We start from the raw sequence: 23,086 nt of genomic DNA on the forward strand, positions 1-23,086 counted from the left end.
GGCTGGCATGATGCGAGGCATGACTGACGTGAACGTGAGCGGGCTCTCCATCGGCATCCTCGGCGGCACCGGCGACCAGGGGAAGGGCCTGGCGCGGCGGTTCGCGCTGGCCGGGCATCCGGTGCTCATCGGCTCCCGCAGCGCCGGGCGCGCCCAGGAGGCGGCCGAGACCATCGGCGAGGGCGCGCGCGGCGCGGCCAACGCCGACGTCGCCAAGGAGGCCGACCTGGTGATCGTGGCCGTCCCGTACGAGGGCCACAAGGCGCTGCTGGAGTCGCTGCGCGCCGAGCTGGCCGGCAAGATCGTGGTGGACTGCGTGAACCCGCTCGGCTTCGACAAGCAGGGCGCCTACGCGCTGCCCGTCGAGGAGGGCAGCGCCGCGCAGCAGGCCGCGGCGGTGCTGCCGGACAGCCGGGTGGTGGCGGCCTTCCACCACGTCTCGGCGGTCGTGCTGCTGGACCCGGCGGTCGACAAGGTGGACCTGGACGTGCTGGTGCTGGGCGACGACCGCGAGGCGACCGAGACGGTGCAGGCGCTGGCCGCGGTGATCCCGGGGGTGCGCGGGGTGTACGGCGGGCGGCTGCGCAACGCCCACCAGGTCGAGGCGTTCACCGCCAACCTCATCTCGATCAACCGGCGTTACAAGGCGCACGCCGGCCTGCGGATCACCGACATCTGAGCCGCTGATTCTCAGAGCCAGCCGGCGTCCTCGGCGACGCGGATCGCGTCGATCTTGTTGCGGGCGCCGGTCTTGGTGATCGCGGCCGTCAGGTAGTTGCGCACGGTGCCGGACGACAGGTGCAGGCGGGCGGCGATGTCCTCGGCGGACGCGCCCCGCGCCGCCTCCCTGAGCACGGTGGCCTCGCGCGGGGTGAGCGGGCTCTCGCCGTACTCCATCGCGGCCGAGACCAGCTCGGCGTCCAGCACCCGCAGGCCCGCGGCGGTCCGGCGGACGGCGTCGGCCAGCCGATCGCCGGGGGCGTCCTTGACGAGGAACGCCTCGATCCCGGCGGCCAGCGCGCGCCGCATCTGGCCGGGCCGGCCGAGCGCGGTGAGGATGAGGATCCGGCAGGACGGCAGGCGCTCGCGCAGCTCGGCGGCGGCGGTGATGCCGTCGAGCACGGGCAGGTCGATGTCCACGACGGCGACGTCGGGGCGGACCCGCAGCGCGGTGGGCACGATCTCGTCGCCGCGCGTCACCTCGGCCGCGACCTCGATGTCGGACTCCAGGCTCAGCAGGGCGGTGAGGGCGGACCTGATCATGTGCATGTCCTCGGCCAGCAGGATCCTGATCACGCGGGCACCTCCATGGCCAGCAGGAAGCCGCCGTCGCCGGTCGGGGCGGCGGCGCAGGAGCCGCCCGCCTGGGCGGCGCGCTCGGCCAGGCCGGTGAGGCCGCCGCCGGCCGGTCCGGGTTCGGCCGGTCCAGGTTCGGGCGGTACGCCGTCGTTGGCGATCTCCAGCCGGGCCCTGCCGTCGCCGGTCGAGGTGGTGATCGTGCAGACGGTGGCCCTGCTGTGCCGCAGGACGTTGGTGACCGCCTCGCGTACGCCCCAGGCCAGGGCCTCCTCGGAGGGGCGCGGCAGCGTCACGGCGGCCAGGTGCGCCTGACAGCTCACGCCGGACGACTCCAGCAGCGCCGCCGCCCGGTCCACCTCGCCGGCGAGCGACATGGCCCGGTAGCCGCGGGCGACTCGGCGTACGTCCTGGGCGGCCTCCCTGGCGACCCGTACGAGGTCGCCCATCTCGGTGCGGGCCGAGCCGGGGTCGCGCTCCAGCAGGCGGGTGGCGAGGTCGCCCTTGAGCGCGATCGCGGTGAGGCTGCGCCCGAGGCCGTCGTGCAGGTCGCGGGAGATGCGCAGCCGCTCCTTGAGCACGGCGGCGTCGGCCAGCTCCTCCCGCGCCCGCGCCAGCTCCTCCGCGGTCCGGGCGAGGCGGACCAGCGCGTACGTCATCGCCCCCGTCGTCGGCACGCTCACCACGTAGAAGGCGGTGACGACGGCGAAGTCGAGGCCGCCCCACAGGATGAACCCCTCGTACGCCATCGCCGCCCCCACCAGCGCGCACCCCCACCCCAGCGGCAGGAACACCAGCAGCGTCCCCGCCAGCATCGGCGTGGCGACGGCCGAGGCGCCGCCCGGCAGCAGGAAGTCCGGCAGGTACGTGGCCACCGCCTGCAGCACGACCAGCAGCGGGAAGCGGGCGGAGCGCTCGCCGCGCAGCGCCGCCCGCATGTTGAGGTGGTGGGTGCCGACGACGGCGAGCATGATGAGGGCGGACACCACGCCGAAGCCCGCTCCCCACCGGAAGTACATCAGCGCGATGACGGTGTAGGCGACGGACACGGCCGTGATGAGCACGATCGCGAGCCGCCTGGCGGGGACGGAGGGCGCCGGGGTGGAGAGCACAGCCGATTATGTCCTTTTTGTGGTGGTGTCAGGACCGTCGGGGTTCCCAGCGGAACCACAGCCGCAGCGCCACGAGCCCTGCCGCCGCCCATCCCGCCAGCACCAGCACCGCCCGGAGCGGCTCGCCGGTGCGCACGGCGTCCACGACGACCGAGGTCGGCAGCAGGTCCAGCGCGGGCCGCAGCCACGACGGCAGCGGGATCGGCCCCATCGCGCCCGCCGACACGCCGGCGACGAGGAAGACCGGCATCGTGTACGCCGCCGCGAGCTCCGTCCGCGGCACCGCCGCCGTGTACGCCGCCCCGAGCAGCGCCATCACGGCCGAGCCCGCCGCCACGACCAGCGCGACCACCAGGGCGTTCGGCGGCGGCGCGACCCCGGCGGCCAGGAACACGGCCACCGCGCACCCCACGATCACCAGGAACGTCTGGGCGGCGTTGGAGCTGATCTGCCCGGCCAGGATCTGCCCGTCGGTCAGCTCGGTCGCCCGCAGCCGCTTGAGCACGAGCTGGTCGCGGCGGCCGGTCAGCGCGACCGTGATGTTCATGAACGCGGTGATCGACAGCACGATGGCCAGCGTGGCGGGGAACATCTCGGCCGCGGCGGCCGGGCCGTCGGGCCGTACGTGCCGCATGAGCAGCGGCATCCCGATCGACAGCCCCACGGGCGTCACCACGGAGGCGAACAGCATGGCCTTGTCCCGCCAGAACAGGCGGGCGCCGAGCCGGTAGGTGGCGGCGAAGCTCATCGGGCGCCTCCCGCGAGCGCGGCGTCGCCGCCGAGGTCGAGGAAGAGGTCCTCCAGCGTGGCCTGGCGCACCTCCAGGCCCGCCAGCCGCAGCCCCCGCCCGGCGGCCCAGGTCAGCAGCGTCTGCGCGGCCAGGTCGGGATCGTCGGCGCGGCACACCGCCCGCCCGTCCTCGACCACGGCGGGCAGCGGCAGCTCGCCGGGGTCCACGTGCGCGGGCATCGCGAACGACACCCGCCCGGCCCGCCCGGCCAGCGTCTCGGCCATGCCGCCCGCGGCCACGACGCGGCCCGCGTCCATGATCGCCATGCTGCCCGCGAGGCGCTGCGCCTCCTCCAGGTAGTGGGTGGTCAGCAGGATCGTGACGCCCTCCGCGGCCAGGCCGCGGACGACGTCCCAGGTGGCCGCCCGCGCCTCCGGGTCCATGCCGGTGGTCGGCTCGTCGAGGAACAGCACCCGGGGCCGGCCCAGCAGGGCCAGCGCCAGGTCCAGCCGGCGCCGCTCGCCGCCGGAGAGCTGCCGCACCCGCACGTCCGCGCGCCCGGACAGCCCGGCCGGCTCCAGGACCTCGGCGCGCGGGCGGGGCGCGGCCACGAAGCCCCGCCAGATGTCCACGGTCGCGGCCACGGTCAGGTCGGGGAAGAACCCGGCCTCCTGGAGCATGATCCCCGTGCTGCGGCGCAGGGCCGCGCGATCGGTGTGCGGGTCGAGGCCGAGCACCCGCACCTCGCCCGCGTCGGCCCGCTGGAACCCGGCCAGCACCTCGACCGTCGTCGTCTTGCCCGCGCCGTTCCTGCCGAGCAGCGCGAAGATCTCCCCCTCCGCCACCTCGAACGAGATTCCGCGCACCGCCTCGAACCCCTGATGGCTCTTCCTGAGCCCGCTCACCTGGATCGTCGTCATGGCTCCGACTATCGCCCGGCGGGCACTCAGGACGGCAGTGAGGAATTCACGACTTGCGCGACAACTTCAGCAGCGCGTCCGTGACGGCCTCGGGCTCGACGAGCTGGTGCAGGTGCAGGCCGGGCAGCCGGGTCACCGGCCAGCCGCGCCGGCCGGCCTCCTCGGCCACCCCGTCGTACGGCGGCCCGAACCACAGGCAGGAGCACCTGACCGCGTCCCACCCGGCGGGCACCGGCACGGACTGCGTGTAGTAGTCGAGCGGCAGCCGCGGCTGCTCGGCCGTCACCCGCACCCGCACGGCGGGGTCGGGCAGCATGGCCACCACGTCCTCCTCGTCCCACCAGTCGGTCCAGCGCGGCAGCACGCCGTCGGGGCCGGCCAGGCCGCGCAGGAACGGCAGGAACTCCTCCTCGGCGATCCGTACGAGGCCGGCGGGCGGCGGGATGTGGGCGTCGGCGAACACGCAGGCCACCACGCGCTCGCCCAGCCCCTCCTTGATCGCCGGCAGGAAGAAGCCGGCGTTGCTGTGCACCACGAGCACGAGCGGCCCGCCGGGCCCGGCGTCCCTGACCACGGCGTCCCTCACGGCGGCCACGACGCGCGGCCAGTAGGGCGGGCCGCCCGCCGAGATGCCGGTCAGGTCGGGAACCACGACGGCGTGGCCGCGCCGCTCCAGCGACTCCGCCACCGGCGCCCAGGTCGAGGGGCCGACCGAGGGGCTGTGCACAAGTACGAAGGTCGTCTCCACGCCCCCCACACTCTCAGACGATCAGGGTGTGCCGTGCCGCCGCGCGGCCCGTGCCGTCGAAGGCCGCCCAGGCCAGGGCCAGGTTGTTCACCGCTCGCGAAAGCTCGTCCGGGGGCAGCAGGAAATGCAGCCGCATGCGGTCGGCGTGCCCCCCGAGCGGGTCGAACGAGCGGCCGGGCGGCACCGCCACCCCGTGCCTGAGCGCCACCTGGGCGAAGGCGTCCACCTCGCCGCGCGGGACGCGGACCCAGATCGTCTGGCCGCCCCCGGCCGGCTCGAACGTCCACGACGGCAGCCGCGCGCGCAGCTCGGCGCACAGGTGGTCGTGGCGGGCGGCCAGGGCGCGCACCCGCGGGGCGCGTACCTCGTCCAGGCGGCGCAGCAGCGCGGCGGCGGCGAGCTGGCTGACCACCTCGCCCCCGAGGTCGTGCACCGCCCGCAGCCGCGACAGCCGCGACACCAGCGGGGCGGCGGCCCGGATCCAGCCGACCCGCAGCCCGCCCCAGACCAGCTTGCTCATCGAGCCGACGCTGATCACCTGCTCGCCCCGCCCGAACGCGGCGAGCGGCGGCGGCGCCGGTCCCGAGAAGCACAGCTCGGCGCAGACCTCGTCGTCGACGAGCGGCACGTCGTGCTCGGCGGCCAGCGCGGCCAGCCGCCGCCGCTCGGACACCGGCATGATCGCGCCGTCCGGGTTGCGGGCGGTCGGGACGAAGTAGGCGAGGGCGGGCCGCTCCCGCAGCGCCGCGCCCAGCCCCTCCGGCGTCACCGGCCGGACCACGGCCGCCGCGTGCCGGAACGCCTCCAGCGCCCCCGGGTACGTCGGCGACTCGGTCAGCACGGTGTCGCCGGGCGCCACGAGGAGGCCGGCGAGCAGCGTGAGCGCCTGCTGGGCCCCCGTCGTCACCATGATCTCCCCGGGCTCGGTGGGCAGCCCGCGCCCGGTGTAGTACGCCGCCAGCGCGGCCCGGAGCGCCGGGTGGCCCGCCGGCTGGTAGCCCAGGTCGCGCAGGCCGGACAGGGAGCGGGCGGCCTCCTCGTACGCCTCGCGCAGCGCCTCCGGCGGGTCGTCGGGCGCGGCGCAGGTGAGCAGCGCGACCCCGTCCGGCGGATGCAGCAGGTGCAGCAGCAGCGGGTTGGCGGGCACGCCGTCGACGGTCCTGCTGGCCGGCAGGTCGAGCGCGGCCACCCGGGTGCCGCTGCCCCGGCGGCGCGTCACCCGGCCCTCCTGCTGGAGCAGGTCGTACGCGGCGACCACGGTGCCCCGGCCCACCGCCAGCCGCCGGGCCAGCACCCGGTCGGGTGGCAACGGCTCTCCCGGCGGCAGCACGCCGTCGTCGATCAGCGCCCGGAGGCGGGCGGCCAGCAGCAGGTAGAGCGGGCCGCGCCCGGACGCCCAGCGGCCCAGCAGATCGACGAGGTCGTCCAGATTGGCCCCCTTCATGAGCCAATTCTGCCGGATTGGCTCTCAACCGAGGCCGCCGCGCGGGAGATGCTGGTCGCATGACCGATTACCGCCCAGAGACCAGAACCGTGCACATCCCCCAGGCGCCGGTGGACGGCAGCCGCCCGATGACCGTGCCGATCTACCAGACCTCCGGGTTCTCCTTCTCCGACCCGGCCGTCATGGCCGAGGCGATGGGGAACCCGTCCGGGCCGTTCGTCTACTCGCGTTACACCAACCCCACCGTCCGCTCGCTGGAACTGGCCGTCTCCGGGCTGGAGGGTGGCGCGGGCGCGATCGCCACCGGCTCCGGCATGGGCGCGATCAACACCGTCCTGCTCGGCCTGCTCAGGCCGGGTGACCATCTCATCGCCCAGCAGGCGCTGTACGGCGGCACCTCGGCGATGCTGGCCGAGCTCGCGGGCAGGTTCGGGATCGAGGTCACGTACGTGCCGGAGAACGACCCCGCCGCCCTGCGCGCCGCCCGGCGGCCCGAGACGAAGGTCGTCTACCTGGAGACGATCAGCAACCCGACGGCGCTGATCGCCGACCTGCCCGGCATGTGCGCGGCGGCCCGCGAGCTCGGGCTGCTGTCCGTGGTCGACAACACCTTCGCCACGCCGATGCTGTGCCGGCCGATCGAGCACGGGGCCGACGTCGTCGTGCACTCCACCACGAAGTACCTGTCCGGGCACACGGACGTGATCGGCGGCCTGGCCGTCTTCGCCGAGGCGGAGCTGTACGAGCGGGTCTGGCGCTTCGCGATCGAGCTGGGGGCGGCGGCCGACCCGTTCGCGGCCTGGCTGGTGGTGCGCGGGCTGCAGACGCTCGCCCTGCGGATGGAGCGGCACTGCGCCAACGCCGAGTACCTGGCCACGCGGCTCGCCGCGCATCCGGCGGTGTCGGCGGTGCACTGGCCGGGGCTGGCCTCGCATCCGTCGTACGAGCTGGGGCGCAAGCTGCTGCCCGGGTTCGGCGGGGTGTTCTCGTTCGAGCTGGCGGGCGGGCGCGCGGCGGGGGAGAGGTTCATGAAGGCGGTGCGGCTGGCGATGCTCGCCCCCTCGCTCGGCGGGGTCGAGACACTGGTCATGCACCCCGCGACCACCTCGCACCGCTCGCTGACCGCCGAGGAGCTGGCGGCGAACGGCATCGGCGAGGGCACCGTGCGGATCGCGGTCGGCATCGAGCATCCCGAGGACCTCTGGGCCGACGTGTCGCAGGCGCTCGCGTAGCCTGCGAGACGTACAGTCCGCGCTGACACCGGGGAGAATGTCATGATCACCGATGGGACCGCCGTCACCCGTGAGGACGTCGCCGCCGCCGCCCGGCGGATCGCCGGGTTCGTGCTGCGCACGCCCGTGCTGGAGGTCTCGCCTGGGTTGTTCGTGAAGCTGGAGCTGCTGCAGCACTCCGGGTCGTTCAAGGTGCGCGGGGCGTTCAACCGGATCCTGTCGGCGGGCCCGCTGCCGGACAGCGGCGTGATCGCGGCCAGCGGCGGCAACCACGGGCTCGCCGTGGCGTACGCGGCGCGGACGCTCGGCGTGCGGGCCGAGATCTTCGTGCCCGAGGTGACCAGCCCCGTCAAGGTGGCGGGGCTGGCGGCGCTGGGCGCGCACGTCACCCAGACCGGGGCGATCTACGCCGAGGCGGCGGAGGCGGCGGCCAAGCGCGCCGCCGAGACGGGCGCGCTCTCCGTCCACGCCTACGACCAGCCCGAGGTGATCGCCGGGCAGGGCACGACCGGGCTGGAGATCATGGAGCAGACCGGCGGCGTGGACAGCGTGCTGGTGGCCGTCGGCGGGGGCGGCTTCGCGGCCGGCATCACCCTCGGCACCGGCGACGCCGGCGGTGCGGGGCCGCGGATCGTGGCCGTCGAGCCCGAGCTGATCCCCACGCTGAACGCGGCGCTGGCGGCGGGCGAGCCGGTGCCGGTCGAGGTGAGCGGGGTGGGCGCGGACGCCCTCGGCGCCAGCAGGATCGGCGGGCTGGCCTTCGGCGTCCTGTCCGGGCCGCGCGTGCGGAGCGTGCTGGTGCCGGACGAGGCGATCGTGGCGGCGCGGCGCACCCTGTGGGAGCGGCACCGGGTGGTGGCCGAGCACGCGGGGGCGGCGGCGTACGCGGCGCTGCTGTCGGGGGCGTACCGGCCGGAGGAGGGGGAGCGGGTGGCGGTCGTCGTGTGCGGCTCCAACACCGACCCGGCCGGCCTCTGACCTGCTTCGGGGTGCGCCGCCCCCGGCGGCGCACCCGCGAGGTCAGCTGCCCGGGAGGTCAGCTGTAGGTGTGCTCCGGGGCGGGGAACGCGCCGGAGGTGACGTCGGCGGCGAAGGCGCGGGCCGCGCGGTCCAGGTCGCCGGCGAGGTCGGCGTAGCGCTTGACGAACTTCGCCGGCCGCGGCGTCAGCCCCATCAGGTCCTGCCACACCAGCACCTGCGCGTCCGTGTGCGCCCCCGCCCCGATCCCGATCGTCGGGATCGCGAGCGACGTCGTCACCCGGTGCGCCAGCTCGGCCGGCACGCACTCCAGCACGACGGAGAACGCCCCGGCCCGCTCCAGGTCCTTGGCGTCGGCCATGAGCTCGTCGCCCGACTGGCCCCGCCCCTGCACGCGGTAGCCGCCGAGGACGTTGACCGACTGCGGGGTCAGCCCGAGGTGCGCCATCACCGGCACTCCGGCCGAGACCAGCGCCTCGACCTGCGGCAGGATGCGCCGGCCGCCCTCCAGCTTGACCGCGTGCGCGCCCGCCTCCTTCATGAAGCGGGCGGCCGACTCCAGGGCCTGCGCCGGCGAGGCCTGGTAGGACCCGAACGGCAGGTCGGCGACGACCAGCGCCCGCGACGAGCCGCGTACGACGGCCGCGGTGAGCGGCAGCAGGTCGTCGACCGTGACCGGCAGCGTGGAGTCGTAGCCGTAGACGACCATGGCGGCCGAGTCGCCCACGAGCAGCACGGGGATGCCGGCCGCGTCGAACACCCGCGCCGTCATGGCGTCGTAGGCGGTGACCATGGGCCACCGCTCTCCGCGCTCCTTGGCGGCGGCGAGGTCGCGGACGGTGACGCGGCGGCCGGCGGCGCCGCCGTACAGCGTCGTCGTGGGGGTGGGGGTGGTGGAAGAGGACATGGATCAACCCTCCTGAGCCGTCTCGAGGCGCCCCAGTGGCGTCCCCGGACCTCTTCCGATGATGGCACGCGAGGTCAAGGGGGCAAAAAGGCCGCGAGGGCAGCGCCGCGCGGAAAACCCAGTGGCGAAAGTGTCGGTGCCTGTTGCCACAATCTATGCGGAGGTAACGAACACCATGGCTCTCGACCCTTACCGACGGCTGCTCAAAATCCCGGGCGTCCCCACCCTGCTGCTGGTGGGGCTGCTCGCCCGGGTGCCGGCCACGGCCACGGGCATGGCGCTGACCCTGCACGTGGCCGAGGTGCTGCACCTCGGCTACGCCAAGGCCGGGCTGGTCACGATGGCGAGCACGATCGGCATGGCCATCGGCTCGCCGCTGTCGGGAAGGCTCGTCGACCGGCACGGGCTGCGTCCCGTGCTCGCCGTCACCACCGCGGTGCAGGCGGCGTTCTGGGCCTGCGCGTGGGCGCTGCCGTTCCCCGCGCTCGCCGCCGCGGCGGCGCTGGCGGGGCTGCTGGCGCTGCCGGTGTTCAGCGTGACCCGGCAGTGCCTGGCCGCCATGGTGCCCGCGCCGCAGCGGCGCACCGGGTTCACGCTCGACTCGATGCTGGTCGAGCTGTCCTACATGACCGGTCCCGCGCTGGCCGTGGCGGGCCTGACCGCGCTGGGCAGCCCGGTGACGATGACGGTCATCGGGGTCGGCATGACGCTCGCGGGCCTCGGCCTGCTCACGCTCAACCCGCCCACCCGCTCCGAGGCCGAGAAGGAGCACGAGGCGCTGGGCGGCAAGGTGGCGCGGCGCGAGTGGCTGACGCCCGCGTTCGGCGGGCTGATGGCCACGGTGGCGGCGGCCACGTTCGTGCTCACCGCGACCGAGCTGTCCATGGTCGCCACCATGACCGACGCGGGCGACACCGAGTGGGTGGGCCTCGCCGTCGGCATCTGGTGCGTCTACTCGCTGATCGGCGGTTTCGTGTACGGCGGGCTGTCGCGCGGCTTCTCGCCGTTCGCGCTGATCGCGGGCATGGGCCTGCTGACGGTGCCCGTCGGGCTGGCGGGCGGCGACTGGCGCTGGCTGATCCTGGCGCTGCTGCCGGCCGGGCTGCTGTGCGCGCCGGCGCTGTCGTCCACGGTCGACGTCGTCAGCGGCCGGGTGCCCGCGGCGGCCAGGGGCGAGGCGATGGGCCTCCACGGCACCGCGCTGCTCATCGGCGGCGCGGCCTCCGCGCCGATCGCGGGGGCGGTCATCGACGGCGTGGGATCGTCGTGGGCGTTCACGGTGGCGGGGCTGGCCGGCGTGGCCATCGTGCTGGCCGCGCTGCCGCTGTGGCGCCGCCGGCCCCCCGCGTCGCCGGACGCGACGGACACCGTCCTGGCGTCGCCGGACGCGACGGACACCGTCCCGGCGCCGCCGGAGGAGCCGGCCGCCGCTCCGGCGGCCGCGGAGGTTCCTGCGGCCCCGTCGACCCTGGCTCCGGCTGCGGTCGCCGCGGCGGCTCCGGAGGTGCCGGCTCCTTGAGCTGATCGCGCGGCGCCGGGCCACGGGGGCACCGGTGCCGCGCGTTCGTACGTGACGCGCCGGTGACAGGAGGGGGCCGGCCGTTCACACGGAATTTACGAAACGGGACCGTTGCGTATCGGAATGTCTTGCGATACGTTTGCGTAGCGAAACTCAATCGTATCGAAATTAAGGACGTTCCATGGACCCGAACTCGGGCCACCCACGCCGATGGGCCATCCTCGGCGTGCTGGTGTTCAGCCTCTTGGCGGTCGTGCTCGACAACACGATCCTCAACGTGGCGATGAAGACCATCGCCGATCCCACGGCCGGCTTGGGCGCGACGCAGAGCGAGCTGGAATGGGCGATCAATTCCTACACCCTGGTGTTCGCCGGCTTGTTGTTCACCTTCGGCGTGATCGGTGACCGCACGGGCCGCAAGCGCATGCTGGTCGTCGGCATGGTGCTGTTCGGCCTGGCCTCACTGGCCAGCGCCTACGCCCAGGACCCGATGCAGCTCATCCTGGCCAGGGCGGCGATGGGCATCGGCGGCGCGGCGATCATGCCGGCCACCCTGGCGATCATCTCCAACGTCTTCCCGCCCGCCGAGCGCGGCCGCGCGATCGGCGTGTGGGCGGGCGGCGTGGGCCTCGCCGTGGCGATCGGCCCCATCACCGGCGGCCTGCTGATCCAGCACTTCTGGTGGGGCTCGGTCTTCCTCGTCAACGTGCCGATCGTCGTCATCGGGATGATCCTCATCGCCACGATCGTGCCCGAGTCGAAGGACCCGAAGCCGTCCAAGCTCGACCCGGTCGGCGTGATCCTGTCCATCATCGGCCTGGTCTCCCTCGTCTACGGCATCATCCGCGGCGGCTACCTCGGCACCGTGGCCAGCGCCGAGGTGCTGGTGCCCACCCTCGCCGGGGTGGCGGTGCTGGGCGTGTTCGTCTGGTGGGAGCGGCGCATCGACCACCCGGTCTTCGACGTGCGCAGCTTCGCCGACCCCAAGTTCGGCTCGGCCATCGGCATGATGGGCATCGTGTTCTTCGCGATGATGGGCGGGATGTTCTTCCTGACCTTCTACCTGCAGATCGTGCTGGGCTACTCGGCGCTGCAGGCGGGAGCGCTGATGATCCCGTTCGCCGCCGCGCAGCTCATCTTCGCGCCGCTCAGCCAGCGGGTGAACGAGCGCGTCGGCGCCAAGCTGGCCGCCACGGTCAGCATGATCGTGATAGCGCTGGTGCTGACCAGCTACGCGTTCATGACCGAGAACACCCCGATCCTGCTCATCGAGGTCGTCTTCTTCGTCCAGGGCGCCGCGATGGCCAACATCATGCCGCCCGCCACGACCGCGATCATGGAGGCGCTGCCCCGGGAGAAGGCCGGCGTCGGCTCGGCCATGAGCAACACCGTCCGCCAGGTGGCCGGCGCGCTCGGCGTGGCCGTGCTCGGCTCGGTGTTGTCGTCGACCTATCGTGGGCAGATGGAGCCGGTGCTCGCCGGTCTGCCGGCCGGCGTCCAGCACGCCGCCGGTGAGTCCATCATGGCCACCATGGGCGTGGCCGAGGCGCTCGGCGAGCGCGGCCAGGCGCTGGTCAAGCCGGCGTTCGCGGCGTTCATCGACGGCATGCACGTCACGGCGCTCGTCTCGGCCGCGATCGCGCTGCTCGGCGTCGTCGTGGTGGCGCGGTGGATGCCGGGCAAGCCGAAGCCGGTCCAGCAGGTGGAGCAGAAGGAACCAGCGGTAGTGTGAGGCCGCAATGACCATCCAGGGAACAGGGACCGCCCGTCCGGCCGGGCGCCCGCGCAGCGAGAAGGCCGAAAAAGCGATCATCGAGGCGACCCTCGACCTGATCGCCGAGGGCATGGGCGTCTCCGAGCTGTCCATCGAGGCGATCGCGTCGAGGGCGGGCGTCGGCAAGACCACGATCTACCGGCGCTGGTCCAACAAGGAGGACCTGGTCGTCGACGCCCTGGCCACCCTCAAGGCGCCGCTGCCGCCGCTCGCCGGCGTCTCCGTGCACGAGGACCTCATCACCCTGCTCGACGCCATGCGCGCCGACTCCGGCAACCGGCGCGGCCGGTGCGTGATGAACATCGCGATGAGCGAGGCCGACCGGCACCCGCGGCTGACGGAGCGCTTCGTCGAGCGCGCCGTCGAGCCGCGGCGCCGCGCCCTCCGGGAGGTGCTCGAACGCGGCGTCGCCACGGGCGAGCTGCGGCCCGACCTCGACGTCACCCTGGCCATGGCCATCCTGTCCGGCACCATGATGTGGCAGTCGAAGTGGGGACCCGGCGACCTGCCGGAGGACCTCGCCGAGCGGGTCGTCGACATGGTCCTCGCGGGCATGGCCCCACCGGCCGCGTGAGAGCGCCCCGGCTTGACTCCGTCCCTGGGGGTGTGACGGGGTCCCGGCGATCCCGCCTCACCGGGCCAGAGTGTCCCGGCGGGGCGGGTGGGTCACGATGAGGTGCGGCGGCGGAAGAGCAGGGCTGCGGCGGGCAGGCTGAGTGCCACCAGGCCCGCCAGCCAGGCCGCCGCCGCCACCCCCGACGACCCCATCGGCACCCCGTCCAGGAGCAGCGAGCGCAGGGTCGCGACGGCCGGCGTCAGCGGCTGGTTGGCGGCGAAGTCGCGCAGCACGCCCGGCATGGTCTCCGCGGGGACGACCCCGTCCGACACGTACGGCAGGAACAGCACCACGAAGCTGAACGCCCCCGCCGCCTGAGTCGAGCGCACCAGCAGGCCCCAGACGGCCGCCAGCGACGACATCGCCAGCACGTACCCCGCCAGCAGGGCCGCCACCAGCAGCCACTCCGTGAGCGTGGCGTGCGGCCGGAACCCGAGGAGCACCGCCGCCGCCAGGGCCAGGCCGCAGGCCACCACGTTGCGGAGCACCGAGGCGAGCACATGCCCCGCGGGCACCAGCCAGCCGCCGATCGGCAGCGTGCGGAAGCGGTCCATCATGCCTTCGGTCATGTCCTCGGCGATGGTGATGGCGGTCGTGGCGGCGCCGTACCCGCCGGACATGAGCAGCACCGCGGGGACCACGAAGTCGATGTACGCCAGGCCGCTGGAGCCGGTGCTGATCGCGCCGCCGAAGACGTACACGAAGACCACCATGATGATCACGGGCAGTGCGATGTTGACGATCAGGCCGTCGAGGACGCGAAGCTCGCGGCGCAGGTCGCGGACGACCAGGCGGTAGAGGTCGCCCGCCGCGGCCGCCCTGGGCGGGACGGCGCTCATGCCGCGGCCTCCGTCAGCTCGAAGAAGACGTCGTCGAGGGTGGGGCTGCGCAGCTCCACCCGTTCGACCTCGACGGCGGCGCGGTGGAGGGCGTCCAGCGCGCGCCGCAGGTCGCCGGGACCGTGCACGGCCAGCGTGATCTCCGACCGCCCGGCTTGCTGCCCGGCCCGCTGATCGTCCTGCTGCCCGGCTCGCTGGCCGTCCTGCCGGCGGTCCTGCTGCTCGTGCCCCTGCGCGGCCTGCCGGCCATCCTGGGGCGCGGTCGTCTGCTGCGCTGCTGCCGGTCGGGCGGCGGGGGTGAGGGCGGCGAGGGCCGCGCGGGCCCGTGGTACGTCCTCCGGGCCGCCGGCCAGGCTCAGCACCAGCCGCTCGGTCCCCACCTGGCGCTTCAGCTCGGCGGGGGAGCCGTCGGCCACCAGCCGCCCGCCGTGGATCACCGCGACCCGGTCGGCGAGCTGGTCGGCCTCCTCCAGGTACTGCGTGGTCAGCAGGATCGTCGTCCCCGAGGCGAGCAACTCGCGGATCACCGCCCACAGCTCGGCGCGGCTGCGCGGGTCGAGCCCGGTCGTGGGCTCGTCGAGGAACAGGATCCGCGGCTCGGCCACCATCCCGGCCGCGAGGTCGAGCCGCCGTCGCATGCCGCCCGAGTACGTCTCCACCCGCCGGTCCGCGGCCCCGGTCAGGTCGAAGCGCTCCAGCAGCTCGCCGGCCCGCCGTCGCGCCGTACGGCGTCCCAGGTGGTGCAGCCCGGCGAACAGCTCCAGGTTCTCCCGGCCGGTCAGCAGGTCGTCCACCGTGGCCTGCTGAGCCGTCAGGCCGATCACCCGACGCACGGCCCGGCCCTCGCGCATGACGTCGTGGCCGCCGACGGTCGCGGTGCCGCCGTCGGGGGCGAGCAGCGTGGTCAGGATGCGGACGGTGGTCGTCTTGCCCGAGCCGTTGGGGCCGAGCAGGGCCAGCAGCGTGCCCGCAGGCACGGTCAGGTCGATCCCGTTGAGCACCTGGGTCTCCCCGAACGACTTCGTCAGCCCACGGGCGTGAATCGCTTCTGTTAATGGCCTACTGTGTATGGCGTTCATAGTTTCACGATAATGCAGAATCCTAGGAGCGAGTCAAGGAGGGGTGAACATGGGGGAGGAGCGGCGGTTGCCGCCGGTCGTCGCGCGCATGTGGGGGCGCGAGCCGGTGACCCGGCGCGGGCCGCGGCCCCGCCTGGACCTGGCGACGATCACCGCCGCCGCCGTCGAGCTCGCGGACGCGGAAGGGCTCGCGGGGGTGTCGATGGCGAGCGTCGCCTCGCGGGTGGGCGTGGCGGCGACGGCGCTGTATCGGTACGTCGGCAGCAAGGAGGAGCTGCTCACCGCCATGGCCGACGCCGCCGCTCCGCTGCCGCCGGAGCCGGAGGGGCGGCACTGGCGGGCGTACCTGGAGGTGTGGACCCGGGCCCAGCGCGACATCCTGCTCGACCATCCGTGGCTGCTGTCGGTGGCCCGCCTCGCCCCGCCGCTCGGCCCACGCCGGCTGCTGTGGCTGGACCGCGCCCTGGCCGCGCTCGGCGGCACCGGCCTCCACGACGGCGAGAAGGTGAACGTGGCCACCGCCCTCACCGGGTACGCGCTCACCGAGGCGGCGCTCGTCCACGGCATGGCCGGCGGAGACCCGCAGCTCGAGGAGGCCGGAGTCGTGGGCGCTGCCGACTACGGCGAGATGCTGGCCGAGGTGCTCGACCCGGACGCCTACCCGGCCCTGGCCGCCGCGGCGCGTTCGGGCGCGATGAGCGGCGGCGAGGGCTGGGTGGACGACGCCGACTTCGTCTTCGGGCTGAACCTGCTGCTGGACGGCGTCGAAACCCTCATCCGCCGCCGCGCAGGCACCGCCTCCTAGACCGCGCCGCCCACGCGCTGGAGGGTCGTGGTGAGGAGGGTGTCGAGTGCCTGCTGGGACGTCTGCAGGCGTTCGATGGTGTCGGCGATGCGCCGGCGTTCCCGCCGTAGGTGGCCGAGCATGCCGGGGCAGGCCGCGGCCACCATGCGGCCGCGCTCGTCGTCGTGTACGCAGCTCAGCAGCCGGGCGATGACCGCCGTGGGCAGTCCGGCGGCGAGCAGGGCCCGGATGTGCCGGACCGCGGCGACGTGCCCCTCGTCGTACTCCCGGTAGCCGTTGGGCAGCCGCACCGGCCGCAGCAGGCCCTGCTCCTCGTAGTAGCGGAGCAGCCGTCTGCTCACCCCGGTCGCGCGGGCGAGCTCGCCGATCCTCATGATCTCCCTTGACGTTCACATGGATGTGACGCCTTAGCGTCCCGACTGTTCAGTTGTAACGCACGGACAGGAGCGGATCATGCCTGGAGCGGTGATCATCGGAGCGGGGCCGGGGATCGGGAGGTCGGTGGCGCGGCGGTTCGCGGCCGAGGGGATGGCCGTGGCGCTCGTCTCGCGTACCGGAAGGACCTTGGATGTGGACGGGGCGCGCGGCTACCGCGCCGACTGCGCGGACGAGGGCGCGTTGCGGGCCGCACTGGACGCGGCCCGCGCGGAGCTCGGCGTTCCGGACGTCGTGGTCTACAACGCGGCGATCATCCGCCCGGACACGGTGGGTGAGGCCACGATGCGCGCCCACCTGGACGCCTGGGCGGTCAACGTGGTCGGCGCGCTCGTCGCCGCCGCGCACCTGGTGCCCGCGATGGCTGAGCGCGGCGGCGGGACGTTCCTCGTCACCGGCGGCATGCCGGAGCCCAAGCGGCAGTACGTGAGCCTGTCGCTCGGCAAGAGCGGCGTGCGGACGCTGGTGGCGCTGCTGGACCAGGAGTACGGCCCGTCGGGCGTGCACGTGGCCTCGGTCACCGTGGCGGGCCCGGTCGCCCCCGGCACCCCGTTCGACCCGGACGACATCGCCGAGCACTACTGGCGCCTGCACACCCAGCCCCGCGGCCGGTGGCAGCACGAAGTGCTCCACGCGGGCCGGTCCATGGCCTGACCCCCCGGGCCCGGCCTCAAGGGGTGAGGGTGAAGGCGGTGGTCGCGGCGGTGCGGCCGTTGAGTATGACGTCGAGCTCTCGCGGGCCGGGCGGCTCGTCGCGGGTGGTCACCGGGCGGAAGGAATGGGACTTGCGCACCACGAACGTGGCCCCCGGCGCGGCCGCCTCCCGCTGACCCAAATGGAACACCCGCCGCGAGCCCGGACGGCGGACGGCGTATTTGAGCAGCAGCGGCCCGGCCGCCCCCGAGGTGACCGTGACGGTGAAGGCCAGCTTGCCGCCCACGGCCACCGTGTCGGCCTCCAGGGACAGCGACTCCACCTCGCCGCTGCCGGGCACGGCTCCCATCAGGGCGAGCGCCTCGGGATGGCCGGAGCGCAGGAGGCCGCGCACCGCGTGCCGCAGCACCTTCTCGACGTGGGAGCCGCCGTCGGACCGCCAGCGGGCCAGCAGGGCCAGCGCCGCCTCCGGGTGGTCCTTCGCGAGGTCGTTGACGTGGTTGGCGACCGAGCGGCGGACGTATGCGCTGGGGTCGTCGCGCAGGCGGTCGAGCAGGGGCAGCGTGGGGCCGGGGGTCATGAGCCAGCCCACGCGGGTGGCCCAGGGCAGGCGCGGCCGGGTGCCCTCCGACGCCAGCCGGCGCAGGTGCTCGTCGGGGGACTCGGCCCAGGTGTGCATGATCTTGAGTGCGTCGTCGCGATGGCGTTCGAGGTAGGGGCGGACGGCGAACTCGCCGGTCGCGTGGGGCGTGAGCGTGGCCAGCGTCTCCATCGCCGGGTGCAGGTGGTCGAGGCCGTGGACCGCCGTGTGCTCGGTGGCGGGCCAGCCGCTCCACAGGTCGAGCCTCGCGTGCGCGGCGCTCTCCCGCACGACGGCGGCCGCCTGCGGGTAAGGCAGGGGCAGCGCCTCGTGCAGGGCGTCGGCCACGTGCCTGACGCGGTCCTTCAGCTCCAGCCCGGCGAGCCCGCCGAGGGCGCGCGCCACGAACCGGTCGCGGGGGAACGGCGGCCAGGCGGCGGCCAGCCCGTCGGCCAGCGTGGAGACGGACCGGAGGTTGATCATGTCCTTGAGAGGTTGCGCCACGTGGAGACTCTGCCAGCCGCCACCGACAGAAACCCGTCAGGTGACGGTGATGAGGCGGATGAGCTCCTCGCGGAAGCGGTCGTAGTCCTCGACGGCGCCGAGGAGGTCGCCGGAGTCGCGTTCCTTCTCGCGGGCCATGGCGAGGACCGCGTCCCCGGCCGGGGTGAGCTCCACGAGCATGCGGCGGCGGTCGCCGGGGTCGGCGCGCTTGACGACGTGGCCTGAGCGGCGCAGGTGCTCGATGGTGCGGCTCATGGTCTGGTCGGTGACGCGGCAGGCCGCCGCCAGCTCGCGCTGCGTCCGTGGCCCGGGGGTGAGGTGGTGCAGGGCGATCAGGCCGGCGTGGGAGAGCTGGTGGGCGGCGAGGAAGTCGTGGAAGCGCCGCTCGACCAGGCGCGCCGCCACCGACAGCAACCGGCCCACGGGCCAGGAGCTGACGTCCGCGAGCATGTCTCCGGGGGCGTCCACGAGCGGGTCGCGCGCGTCGCCGCCGGTGTCCATGCGCGGGTCGCCAGGGGTGAGCTGTTCCTCCGCCACCCGTTCATTCTTCCAGACGGGCCGCCTCCCGGGGCCGGCCCAGCCGGGCCGCTCGCAGGCCGAGCCACAGCAGCACCGCCAGCACCCCCACGAGCAGGTACTCGATCGCCGGGATGCGCACCACGGCCGACACCCCGGCGAGGTCCCCGCGCAGGCCGTACACGACGAGGGCGCCGGCCGCGTACGCGATCCCGAGCGCCCACCGCGGCCCCCGCCCGAGCCCGAGCCCGTGCATCTGGGTGACGACGAACACGCCGAGGAAGCCGAACAGGAACATCGGCCACATCCCGTCCGGGCCGCTGTTCATGACGGCCACGAGCGTGCCGTGCGCCGCCACCGCCAGCTCCAGGGTGAGGGTCCACCAGCGGTTGGTGTGCGCCCGGGTGAGGAAGAGGCTGCCCTGCAGGAGCAGCAGGAACATGTACATGAACCCGATGAGGTGGCCGCTGGTGCTCTCCATCGGGTGGTACCAGAACGTGTAGACCGCCGCCCAGCTGAACAGGTAGCCGTGGTAGCGGCGGGCGAAGGCGACGATCTCCTGCCTGATGGGCGCCGGCCGGCCGAGGAACAGGCCGCGCCGCCGGTTCTCCATGAGCAGCACCGCCACGAGCAGCAGGATCACCGACCCCTGCGAGCTGAAGATCGACACGTCCTGCGCCAGGCCGTCGTAGAAGAGCTGGGTCTGGAGCAGGTGGAGGACGACGAAGCCGGTGTTCACGGCCAGCGCGACGACGTTGAGCCGGTGCAGGCCGGAGGTGTAGCTGCGGACGCGGGTCTGGGCGCGGTGGATGAGCCACCAGAAGGCGACCTGGTGCGCGGCGTAGCACAGCCAGGCCGAGGCGCGCGTCCAGACGGTGGGCTCGGGCAGCTTCCAGTAGTACCAGGAGGCGCCCTGGTCGGGGAGCAGGGTGATGCCCTGGAGCCGCTGCCCGAGCAGCCAGACCAGCCCGGTGAGCGCGGCGCTGGCGGCCACGCCGATGACCAGTACGGGCCCGGCCCGCAAATCCTTCAGCATGCTGAACATTATGCGAATCGTTCAGCATGCTGAACAAGACTCAGGCGGTGGTCTCCCTCCACCGGTTGGTGATCGGCAGGCGGCGGTCCCTGCCGAAGTTCTTCGGCGTGATCTTCGGCCCCGGCGGGTACTGGCGGCGCTTGTACTCGGCGAGGTCCACCAGCCGGATCACCCGCGTCACCAGCTCGGGGTCGTGCCCGGCGGCGATGAGCTCCTGCGAGCCCATGTCCTTCTCGACGTAGTCGTCGAGCAGCCGGTCCAGCACCTCGTACGGCGGCAGCGAGTCGGTGTCGCGCTGGTCCGGCCGCAGCTCCGCGCTCGGCTCCTTGACGATCGAGTTCTCCGGGATCGGCCGCTCGGCCTCCAGCAGGAAGCCGGGGCGGGTGTGGGCGTTGCGCCAGCGGGCCAGCTCCCACACCATCGTCTTCGGCACGTCCTTGATCGGCGCGAAGCCGCCCGCCGAGTCGCCGTAGAGGGTGGAGTAGCCGGTCGCGAGCTCGCTCTTGTTGCCGGTGGTGAGCACCAGGTGGCCGTTCTGGTTGGACAGCCCCATGAGGATCATGCCGCGCACCCGGGCCTGGAGGTTCTCGGCGGCCAGGCCCGACAGCTCGATCTCCTTCTCGAACGCGGTCACGATGTCGGCGATCGGCGCGATCCGCGAATGGAGACCCTGCCGCCGCACCAGCTCCTCGGCGTCCGCCACGGAGTGGTCGGAGGAGTAGCGCGAGGGCATGAGCACCACGTGCACCCGGTCGGGGCCGATGGCGTCGGCGGCGATCGTGGCGGTCAGCGCCGAGTCGATGCCGCCGGACAGGCCGAGGATGACCGAGCGGAAGCCGTTCTTGGCGACGTAGTCGCGCACCGCGAGCACCAGCGCCGAGTAGACCTCGGCGTGCGGGTCCAGCCGGTCGGCGACGGGCGCGGGCTCGGCCGGGCGGGGCGCGACGGGCTCGGCCGACAGCACCAGGCGGTCGACGGTGATCGTGGTGCCGTCGCCCGCGTCGTACGGGAACGAGCCCGTCTCCGCGTCCGAGACCGGCAGGTCGTCGAGGTCCACCACCAGCAGCTCCTCGCGGAACTGCCCGGCCCGCGCGACCAGCTCGCCCGAGCGGTCAACCACCAGCGAGTCGCCGTCGAAGACCAGCTCGTCCTGCCCGCCGACCTGGTTGGCGTAGGCCAGCGCGCAGCCGGCCTCGCGGGCCCGCCGCGCGCACAGCTCCAGGCGGACGTCGTCCTTCTCCTTCTCGTACGGCGAGGCGTTCGGCGCCACCAGCAGCCCCGCCCCCGCCTGCCCGACGACGGACACCGGGCCGCCGTCCTGCCAGAGGTCCTCGCACACGGCGACGGCGACGTCCACGCCGTGCAGCCGGAAGATCGGCAGCCGGTCGCCGCGCACGAAGTAGCGGTATTCGTCGAACACGCCGTAGTTCGGCAGGTGGTGCTTGGCGGTCCGGGCGACCACCTCGCCACGGAAGAGGACCGCGGCGGCGTCCAGCGGGGCGCCCTTCGGCTGGCCGACGCGGGGGGCGAGGCCGGCGCGGTCGACGTAGCCGGCCACCACGGGCAGCTCGCCGAGGCCCTCCTCCCGCAGCCTGCGCGCCACCTGCTCCAGGGTGCGGATGCTGGCGTCCACGAAGGACGTCCGCAGCACCAGGTCCTCGACGGGATAGCCGGTGAGGAACATCTCGGTGAAGACGACGAGGTGAGCGCCGCGCTCGGCGGCCTCGCGGGTCTGCTCGACCAGCCGGTCCGCGTTGGCGCTCAGGTCGCCTACGGTCGGGTTCGTCTGTGCCAGGGCGATGCGCAGTTGTGCCACGCGCCCCAGCCTAGTACCCCCGATTTTTATCGTCAAAGCGACGAAAAGTGCGCTTTTTCGCCAGGAGTCACCAAACCCGACTCGTACGCCGTCATGACGAGCTGCGCCCGGTCGAACAGCCCCAGGTGTTCGAGCAGCGACTTGACCAGCGTCCCGACCTCCTCCTCCGGCAGCGACAGCGTCTGGCCGATCTGCCGGTTCGTCAGCCCGCGCGCGACGAGTTTCAGCACGTCGAGCCGGGCGTCGGAGAGGCCGGCCAGCGCCGGGGGAGAGGACGGGTCGGTGCGCCCGGCGAACGCCGAGATCAGCCGGGTGGTCATCGCCGGGTCGATGAGCGCGTCCCCGGCCGCCGCCGCCCTGATCGCCGCCAGGAACTGCTCGGGGGGCGCCGTCTTCAGCAGGAAGCCGCTCACGCCCGCCCGCAGCGCCGCGTACAGGTTCTCGTCGCTGCCGAACGTGGTCATCATGACGACCTTGGGCGGATCTTCCCCCGCCAGGATGCGGCGGGCGGCGGCCAGGCCGTCCAGGTGCGGCATCTGGATGTCGAGCAGCACGACGTCCGGCCGGGTGGCGCGCACGCCCGCGATGGCCTCCTCGCCGTTGGCCGCCTCGCCGGCCAGGCGGACGCCGGGATCGCTGGCGATCATGGCCTTCACGCCGGCCCGTACCAGCGCCTGGTCGTCGGCGACGAGCACACGCAGCACGCCGCCGGACGCGGCAACCGGGGCTTCGGAGGAGGCGGCAGGGGGAGTGGCGGGCGGAGCGGCGGGAGAGGGCTCCTCCAGCCGCTGCGCCAGCATGTCCGCCTCCAGCCGCTTGAGCCCGGCCGTCAGGTCCAGGCCCAGCTCGTCGCGCCACACCGCGCGGGCCCGGCGCAGCGCGGCCAGCGCGTCGCCCTGGCGGCCCATCCGGTAGAGCGCCACGGCCAGCAGCCGCCAGGCCTCCTCGCGCAGCGGGTGCTCGGCCGCGTGCGCCTCCAGGTCGGCCACCAGGGACGTGGCCCGGCCGAGCGCCAGGCCGGCGTCGGCCCGCCGCTCCACGGCGATGAGGCGCAGCTCCTCCAGCCTGCTCGCCTCGGTCACGGCCCAGCTCAGGTCGGCGAACTCGGCCAGCGCCGGTCCCCGCCACAGCCCGAGCGCGGTCTCCATGTCGGCCCACACCTGGGCGGGCGGGCCGTCGGACTTCACCAGGCTCTCGAAGCGCCAGGCGTCCACCTGCCCGGTGCCGGCCCGCAGGGCGTACCCGGGCGGGGCCGAGACCAGCACCTCCGCCTCCTCGCGCGGCGCGCGGCCGGGCTCCAGGGCGCGGCGCAGCCGGGAGACATAGCCCTGGATGGTGGACAGGGCCTGCGCGGGCGGATTGCCCGGCCAGAGCTCGTCGATGAGGGTGTTCACGGGCACGGCGCGGCCACCGGCCACGAGCAGGCGCGCGAGCACCGCTCGCTGTCTCTGGCCGCCGAGGTCGAGAGGGGAACCGTCCGTCCAGGCTTGGAACGGTCCGAGAGCGGTGAAGGTCAGCATGTCAGGCGTAACTGTAGAGGGAGAAC

The 23,086-nt window shown here is 73.8% G+C and carries 23 protein-coding genes; 8 read left to right on the forward strand and 15 right to left on the reverse strand.

Annotation, left to right across the window (positions count from 1 at the left end; all coding sequences use genetic code 11):
• Positions 1-19 precede the first annotated feature (19 nt).
• The gene (gene npdG, locus ABD292_RS33495) at positions 20-679 is read left to right on the forward strand and encodes an NADPH-dependent F420 reductase (protein ID WP_344214452.1); all 660 of its coding nucleotides are present in this window, start codon (positions 20-22) and stop codon (positions 677-679) included.
• A gap of 11 nt (positions 680-690) precedes the next feature.
• Here npdG and ABD292_RS33500 read toward each other — a convergent pair whose 3' ends face one another.
• The 6 genes from ABD292_RS33500 to ABD292_RS33525 are packed head-to-tail and all read right to left on the reverse strand — an operon-like array spanning position 691 to position 6,250.
• Positions 691-1,296: a response regulator transcription factor gene (locus tag ABD292_RS33500; protein ID WP_344214454.1), complete on the reverse strand. Its 606-nt coding sequence runs from the start codon at positions 1,294-1,296 to the stop codon at positions 691-693.
• Positions 1,293-2,408, reverse strand: a complete 1,116-nt coding sequence (locus tag ABD292_RS33505) for a sensor histidine kinase (protein ID WP_344214456.1) — start codon at positions 2,406-2,408, stop codon at positions 1,293-1,295. Before ABD292_RS33505 ends, ABD292_RS33500 begins: the two co-directional genes overlap by 4 nt.
• Positions 2,409-2,436: 28 nt before the next feature.
• Complete coding sequence (locus tag ABD292_RS33510) at positions 2,437-3,156, reverse strand: ABC transporter permease (protein WP_344214458.1); 720 nt, start codon at positions 3,154-3,156, stop codon at positions 2,437-2,439.
• Complete coding sequence (locus ABD292_RS33515; RefSeq protein WP_344214460.1) at positions 3,153-4,058, reverse strand: ABC transporter ATP-binding protein; 906 nt, start codon at positions 4,056-4,058, stop codon at positions 3,153-3,155. The genes ABD292_RS33510 and ABD292_RS33515 overlap by 4 nt, the downstream gene beginning before the upstream one ends.
• 46 nt (positions 4,059-4,104) lie before the next feature.
• Positions 4,105-4,806 (reverse strand): alpha/beta hydrolase, encoded by a 702-nt coding sequence (locus ABD292_RS33520; RefSeq protein WP_344214462.1) that lies wholly within the window; start codon positions 4,804-4,806, stop codon positions 4,105-4,107.
• Between the two features lie 13 nt (positions 4,807-4,819).
• On the reverse strand, positions 4,820-6,250 hold the full coding sequence (locus ABD292_RS33525) for an aminotransferase-like domain-containing protein (protein WP_344214464.1): 1,431 nt from the start codon (positions 6,248-6,250) through the stop codon (positions 4,820-4,822).
• Between the two features lie 59 nt (positions 6,251-6,309).
• Between ABD292_RS33525 and ABD292_RS33530 the strand changes: the two genes are divergently transcribed.
• The gene (locus tag ABD292_RS33530) at positions 6,310-7,482 is read left to right on the forward strand and encodes a trans-sulfuration enzyme family protein (protein ID WP_344214466.1); all 1,173 of its coding nucleotides are present in this window, start codon (positions 6,310-6,312) and stop codon (positions 7,480-7,482) included.
• A gap of 42 nt (positions 7,483-7,524) precedes the next feature.
• On the forward strand, positions 7,525-8,460 hold the full coding sequence (locus ABD292_RS33535) for a serine/threonine dehydratase (protein ID WP_344214468.1): 936 nt from the start codon (positions 7,525-7,527) through the stop codon (positions 8,458-8,460).
• A 58-nt stretch (positions 8,461-8,518) separates the two neighbouring features.
• On the opposite strand, the gene panB is transcribed toward ABD292_RS33535, so the two are convergent.
• Positions 8,519-9,367, reverse strand: coding sequence for a 3-methyl-2-oxobutanoate hydroxymethyltransferase (gene panB / locus ABD292_RS33540; protein WP_344214470.1), 849 nt, complete (start codon positions 9,365-9,367; stop codon positions 8,519-8,521).
• Between the two features lie 175 nt (positions 9,368-9,542).
• On the opposite strand from panB, the gene ABD292_RS33545 reads away from it, so the two are divergent.
• The 3 genes from ABD292_RS33545 to ABD292_RS33555 all read left to right on the forward strand — a co-directional run bounded on the left by ABD292_RS33545 (position 9,543) and on the right by ABD292_RS33555 (position 13,234).
• The gene (locus tag ABD292_RS33545; RefSeq protein WP_344214472.1) at positions 9,543-10,886 is read left to right on the forward strand and encodes an MFS transporter; all 1,344 of its coding nucleotides are present in this window, start codon (positions 9,543-9,545) and stop codon (positions 10,884-10,886) included.
• A 181-nt stretch (positions 10,887-11,067) separates the two neighbouring features.
• Positions 11,068-12,618: an MFS transporter gene (locus ABD292_RS33550; RefSeq protein ID WP_344214474.1), complete on the forward strand. Its 1,551-nt coding sequence runs from the start codon at positions 11,068-11,070 to the stop codon at positions 12,616-12,618.
• Between the two features lie 7 nt (positions 12,619-12,625).
• A complete protein-coding gene (locus tag ABD292_RS33555) occupies positions 12,626-13,234 on the forward strand; it encodes a TetR/AcrR family transcriptional regulator (RefSeq protein WP_344214476.1) in 609 nt (202 codons plus the stop codon).
• Positions 13,235-13,326: 92 nt separating this feature from the next.
• Here ABD292_RS33555 and ABD292_RS33560 read toward each other — a convergent pair whose 3' ends face one another.
• A complete protein-coding gene (locus ABD292_RS33560; RefSeq protein WP_344214478.1) occupies positions 13,327-14,115 on the reverse strand; it encodes an ABC transporter permease in 789 nt (262 codons plus the stop codon).
• Positions 14,112-15,194 carry an ABC transporter ATP-binding protein gene (locus ABD292_RS33565; protein ID WP_344214480.1) on the reverse strand — a complete coding sequence of 361 codons (1,083 nt, stop codon included), beginning with the start codon at positions 15,192-15,194 and terminating at the stop codon, positions 14,112-14,114. Before ABD292_RS33565 ends, ABD292_RS33560 begins: the two co-directional genes overlap by 4 nt.
• Positions 15,195-15,243: 49 nt before the next feature.
• Here ABD292_RS33565 and ABD292_RS33570 point away from each other — a divergent pair, with 49 nt between their 5' ends.
• Positions 15,244-15,999, forward strand: coding sequence for a TetR/AcrR family transcriptional regulator (locus ABD292_RS33570; RefSeq protein ID WP_344214482.1), 756 nt, complete (start codon positions 15,244-15,246; stop codon positions 15,997-15,999).
• Here ABD292_RS33570 and ABD292_RS33575 read toward each other — a convergent pair.
• Entirely contained in the window at positions 15,996-16,373 is a 378-nt protein-coding gene (locus ABD292_RS33575; protein WP_344214484.1) for a MerR family transcriptional regulator, read from the reverse strand. The two genes, ABD292_RS33570 and ABD292_RS33575, sit on opposite strands and share 4 nt — an antisense overlap.
• Before the next feature lie 79 nt (positions 16,374-16,452).
• Between ABD292_RS33575 and ABD292_RS33580 the strand changes: the two genes are divergently transcribed.
• Positions 16,453-17,088: an SDR family NAD(P)-dependent oxidoreductase gene (locus ABD292_RS33580; RefSeq protein ID WP_344214486.1), complete on the forward strand. Its 636-nt coding sequence runs from the start codon at positions 16,453-16,455 to the stop codon at positions 17,086-17,088.
• Between the two features lie 16 nt (positions 17,089-17,104).
• Here ABD292_RS33580 and ABD292_RS33585 read toward each other — a convergent pair whose 3' ends face one another.
• Genes ABD292_RS33585 through ABD292_RS33605 form a run of 5 tightly spaced genes read right to left on the reverse strand, consistent with a single transcriptional unit; the run spans position 17,105 to position 23,060 of the window.
• Complete coding sequence (locus ABD292_RS33585) at positions 17,105-18,172, reverse strand: DNA alkylation repair protein (RefSeq protein WP_344214488.1); 1,068 nt, start codon at positions 18,170-18,172, stop codon at positions 17,105-17,107.
• A 36-nt stretch (positions 18,173-18,208) separates the two neighbouring features.
• Positions 18,209-18,709: a MarR family winged helix-turn-helix transcriptional regulator gene (locus ABD292_RS33590; RefSeq protein WP_344214490.1), complete on the reverse strand. Its 501-nt coding sequence runs from the start codon at positions 18,707-18,709 to the stop codon at positions 18,209-18,211.
• A gap of 4 nt (positions 18,710-18,713) precedes the next feature.
• A complete protein-coding gene (locus tag ABD292_RS33595) occupies positions 18,714-19,724 on the reverse strand; it encodes a hypothetical protein (protein ID WP_344214492.1) in 1,011 nt (336 codons plus the stop codon).
• Between the two features lie 40 nt (positions 19,725-19,764).
• Positions 19,765-21,540 (reverse strand): NAD+ synthase, encoded by a 1,776-nt coding sequence (locus tag ABD292_RS33600; RefSeq protein ID WP_344214494.1) that lies wholly within the window; start codon positions 21,538-21,540, stop codon positions 19,765-19,767.
• A gap of 32 nt (positions 21,541-21,572) precedes the next feature.
• Positions 21,573-23,060, reverse strand: coding sequence for a BTAD domain-containing putative transcriptional regulator (locus tag ABD292_RS33605; protein ID WP_344214496.1), 1,488 nt, complete (start codon positions 23,058-23,060; stop codon positions 21,573-21,575).
• Positions 23,061-23,086: the final 26 nt, after the last annotated feature.

The sequence above is a fragment of the Nonomuraea bangladeshensis genome, from assembly GCF_039529455.1.
In the GTDB taxonomy this organism is placed as follows: domain Bacteria; phylum Actinomycetota; class Actinomycetes; order Streptosporangiales; family Streptosporangiaceae; genus Nonomuraea; species Nonomuraea bangladeshensis.

What these genes read in the sequence shown, in the direction of transcription:
- npdG (WP_344214452.1), top strand. Translation starts at nt 20, where the DNA reads ATGACTGACGTGAACGTGAGCGGGCTCTCCATCGGCATCCTCGGCGGC.
- ABD292_RS33510 (WP_344214458.1), bottom strand. Translation starts at nt 3,156, where the DNA reads ATGAGCTTCGCCGCCACCTACCGGCTCGGCGCCCGCCTGTTCTGGCGG.
- ABD292_RS33515 (WP_344214460.1), bottom strand. Translation starts at nt 4,058, where the DNA reads ATGACGACGATCCAGGTGAGCGGGCTCAGGAAGAGCCATCAGGGGTTC.
- ABD292_RS33525 (WP_344214464.1), bottom strand. Translation starts at nt 6,250, where the DNA reads ATGAAGGGGGCCAATCTGGACGACCTCGTCGATCTGCTGGGCCGCTGG.
- ABD292_RS33530 (WP_344214466.1), top strand. Translation starts at nt 6,310, where the DNA reads ATGACCGATTACCGCCCAGAGACCAGAACCGTGCACATCCCCCAGGCG.
- ABD292_RS33535 (WP_344214468.1), top strand. Translation starts at nt 7,525, where the DNA reads ATGATCACCGATGGGACCGCCGTCACCCGTGAGGACGTCGCCGCCGCC.
- panB (WP_344214470.1), bottom strand. Translation starts at nt 9,367, where the DNA reads ATGTCCTCTTCCACCACCCCCACCCCCACGACGACGCTGTACGGCGGC.
- ABD292_RS33545 (WP_344214472.1), top strand. Translation starts at nt 9,543, where the DNA reads ATGGCTCTCGACCCTTACCGACGGCTGCTCAAAATCCCGGGCGTCCCC.
- ABD292_RS33550 (WP_344214474.1), top strand. Translation starts at nt 11,068, where the DNA reads ATGGACCCGAACTCGGGCCACCCACGCCGATGGGCCATCCTCGGCGTG.
- ABD292_RS33555 (WP_344214476.1), top strand. Translation starts at nt 12,626, where the DNA reads ATGACCATCCAGGGAACAGGGACCGCCCGTCCGGCCGGGCGCCCGCGC.
- ABD292_RS33560 (WP_344214478.1), bottom strand. Translation starts at nt 14,115, where the DNA reads ATGAGCGCCGTCCCGCCCAGGGCGGCCGCGGCGGGCGACCTCTACCGC.
- ABD292_RS33565 (WP_344214480.1), bottom strand. Translation starts at nt 15,194, where the DNA reads ATGAACGCCATACACAGTAGGCCATTAACAGAAGCGATTCACGCCCGT.
- ABD292_RS33570 (WP_344214482.1), top strand. Translation starts at nt 15,244, where the DNA reads ATGGGGGAGGAGCGGCGGTTGCCGCCGGTCGTCGCGCGCATGTGGGGG.
- ABD292_RS33575 (WP_344214484.1), bottom strand. Translation starts at nt 16,373, where the DNA reads ATGAGGATCGGCGAGCTCGCCCGCGCGACCGGGGTGAGCAGACGGCTG.
- ABD292_RS33580 (WP_344214486.1), top strand. Translation starts at nt 16,453, where the DNA reads ATGCCTGGAGCGGTGATCATCGGAGCGGGGCCGGGGATCGGGAGGTCG.
- ABD292_RS33595 (WP_344214492.1), bottom strand. Translation starts at nt 19,724, where the DNA reads ATGCTGAAGGATTTGCGGGCCGGGCCCGTACTGGTCATCGGCGTGGCC.
- ABD292_RS33605 (WP_344214496.1), bottom strand. Translation starts at nt 23,060, where the DNA reads ATGCTGACCTTCACCGCTCTCGGACCGTTCCAAGCCTGGACGGACGGT.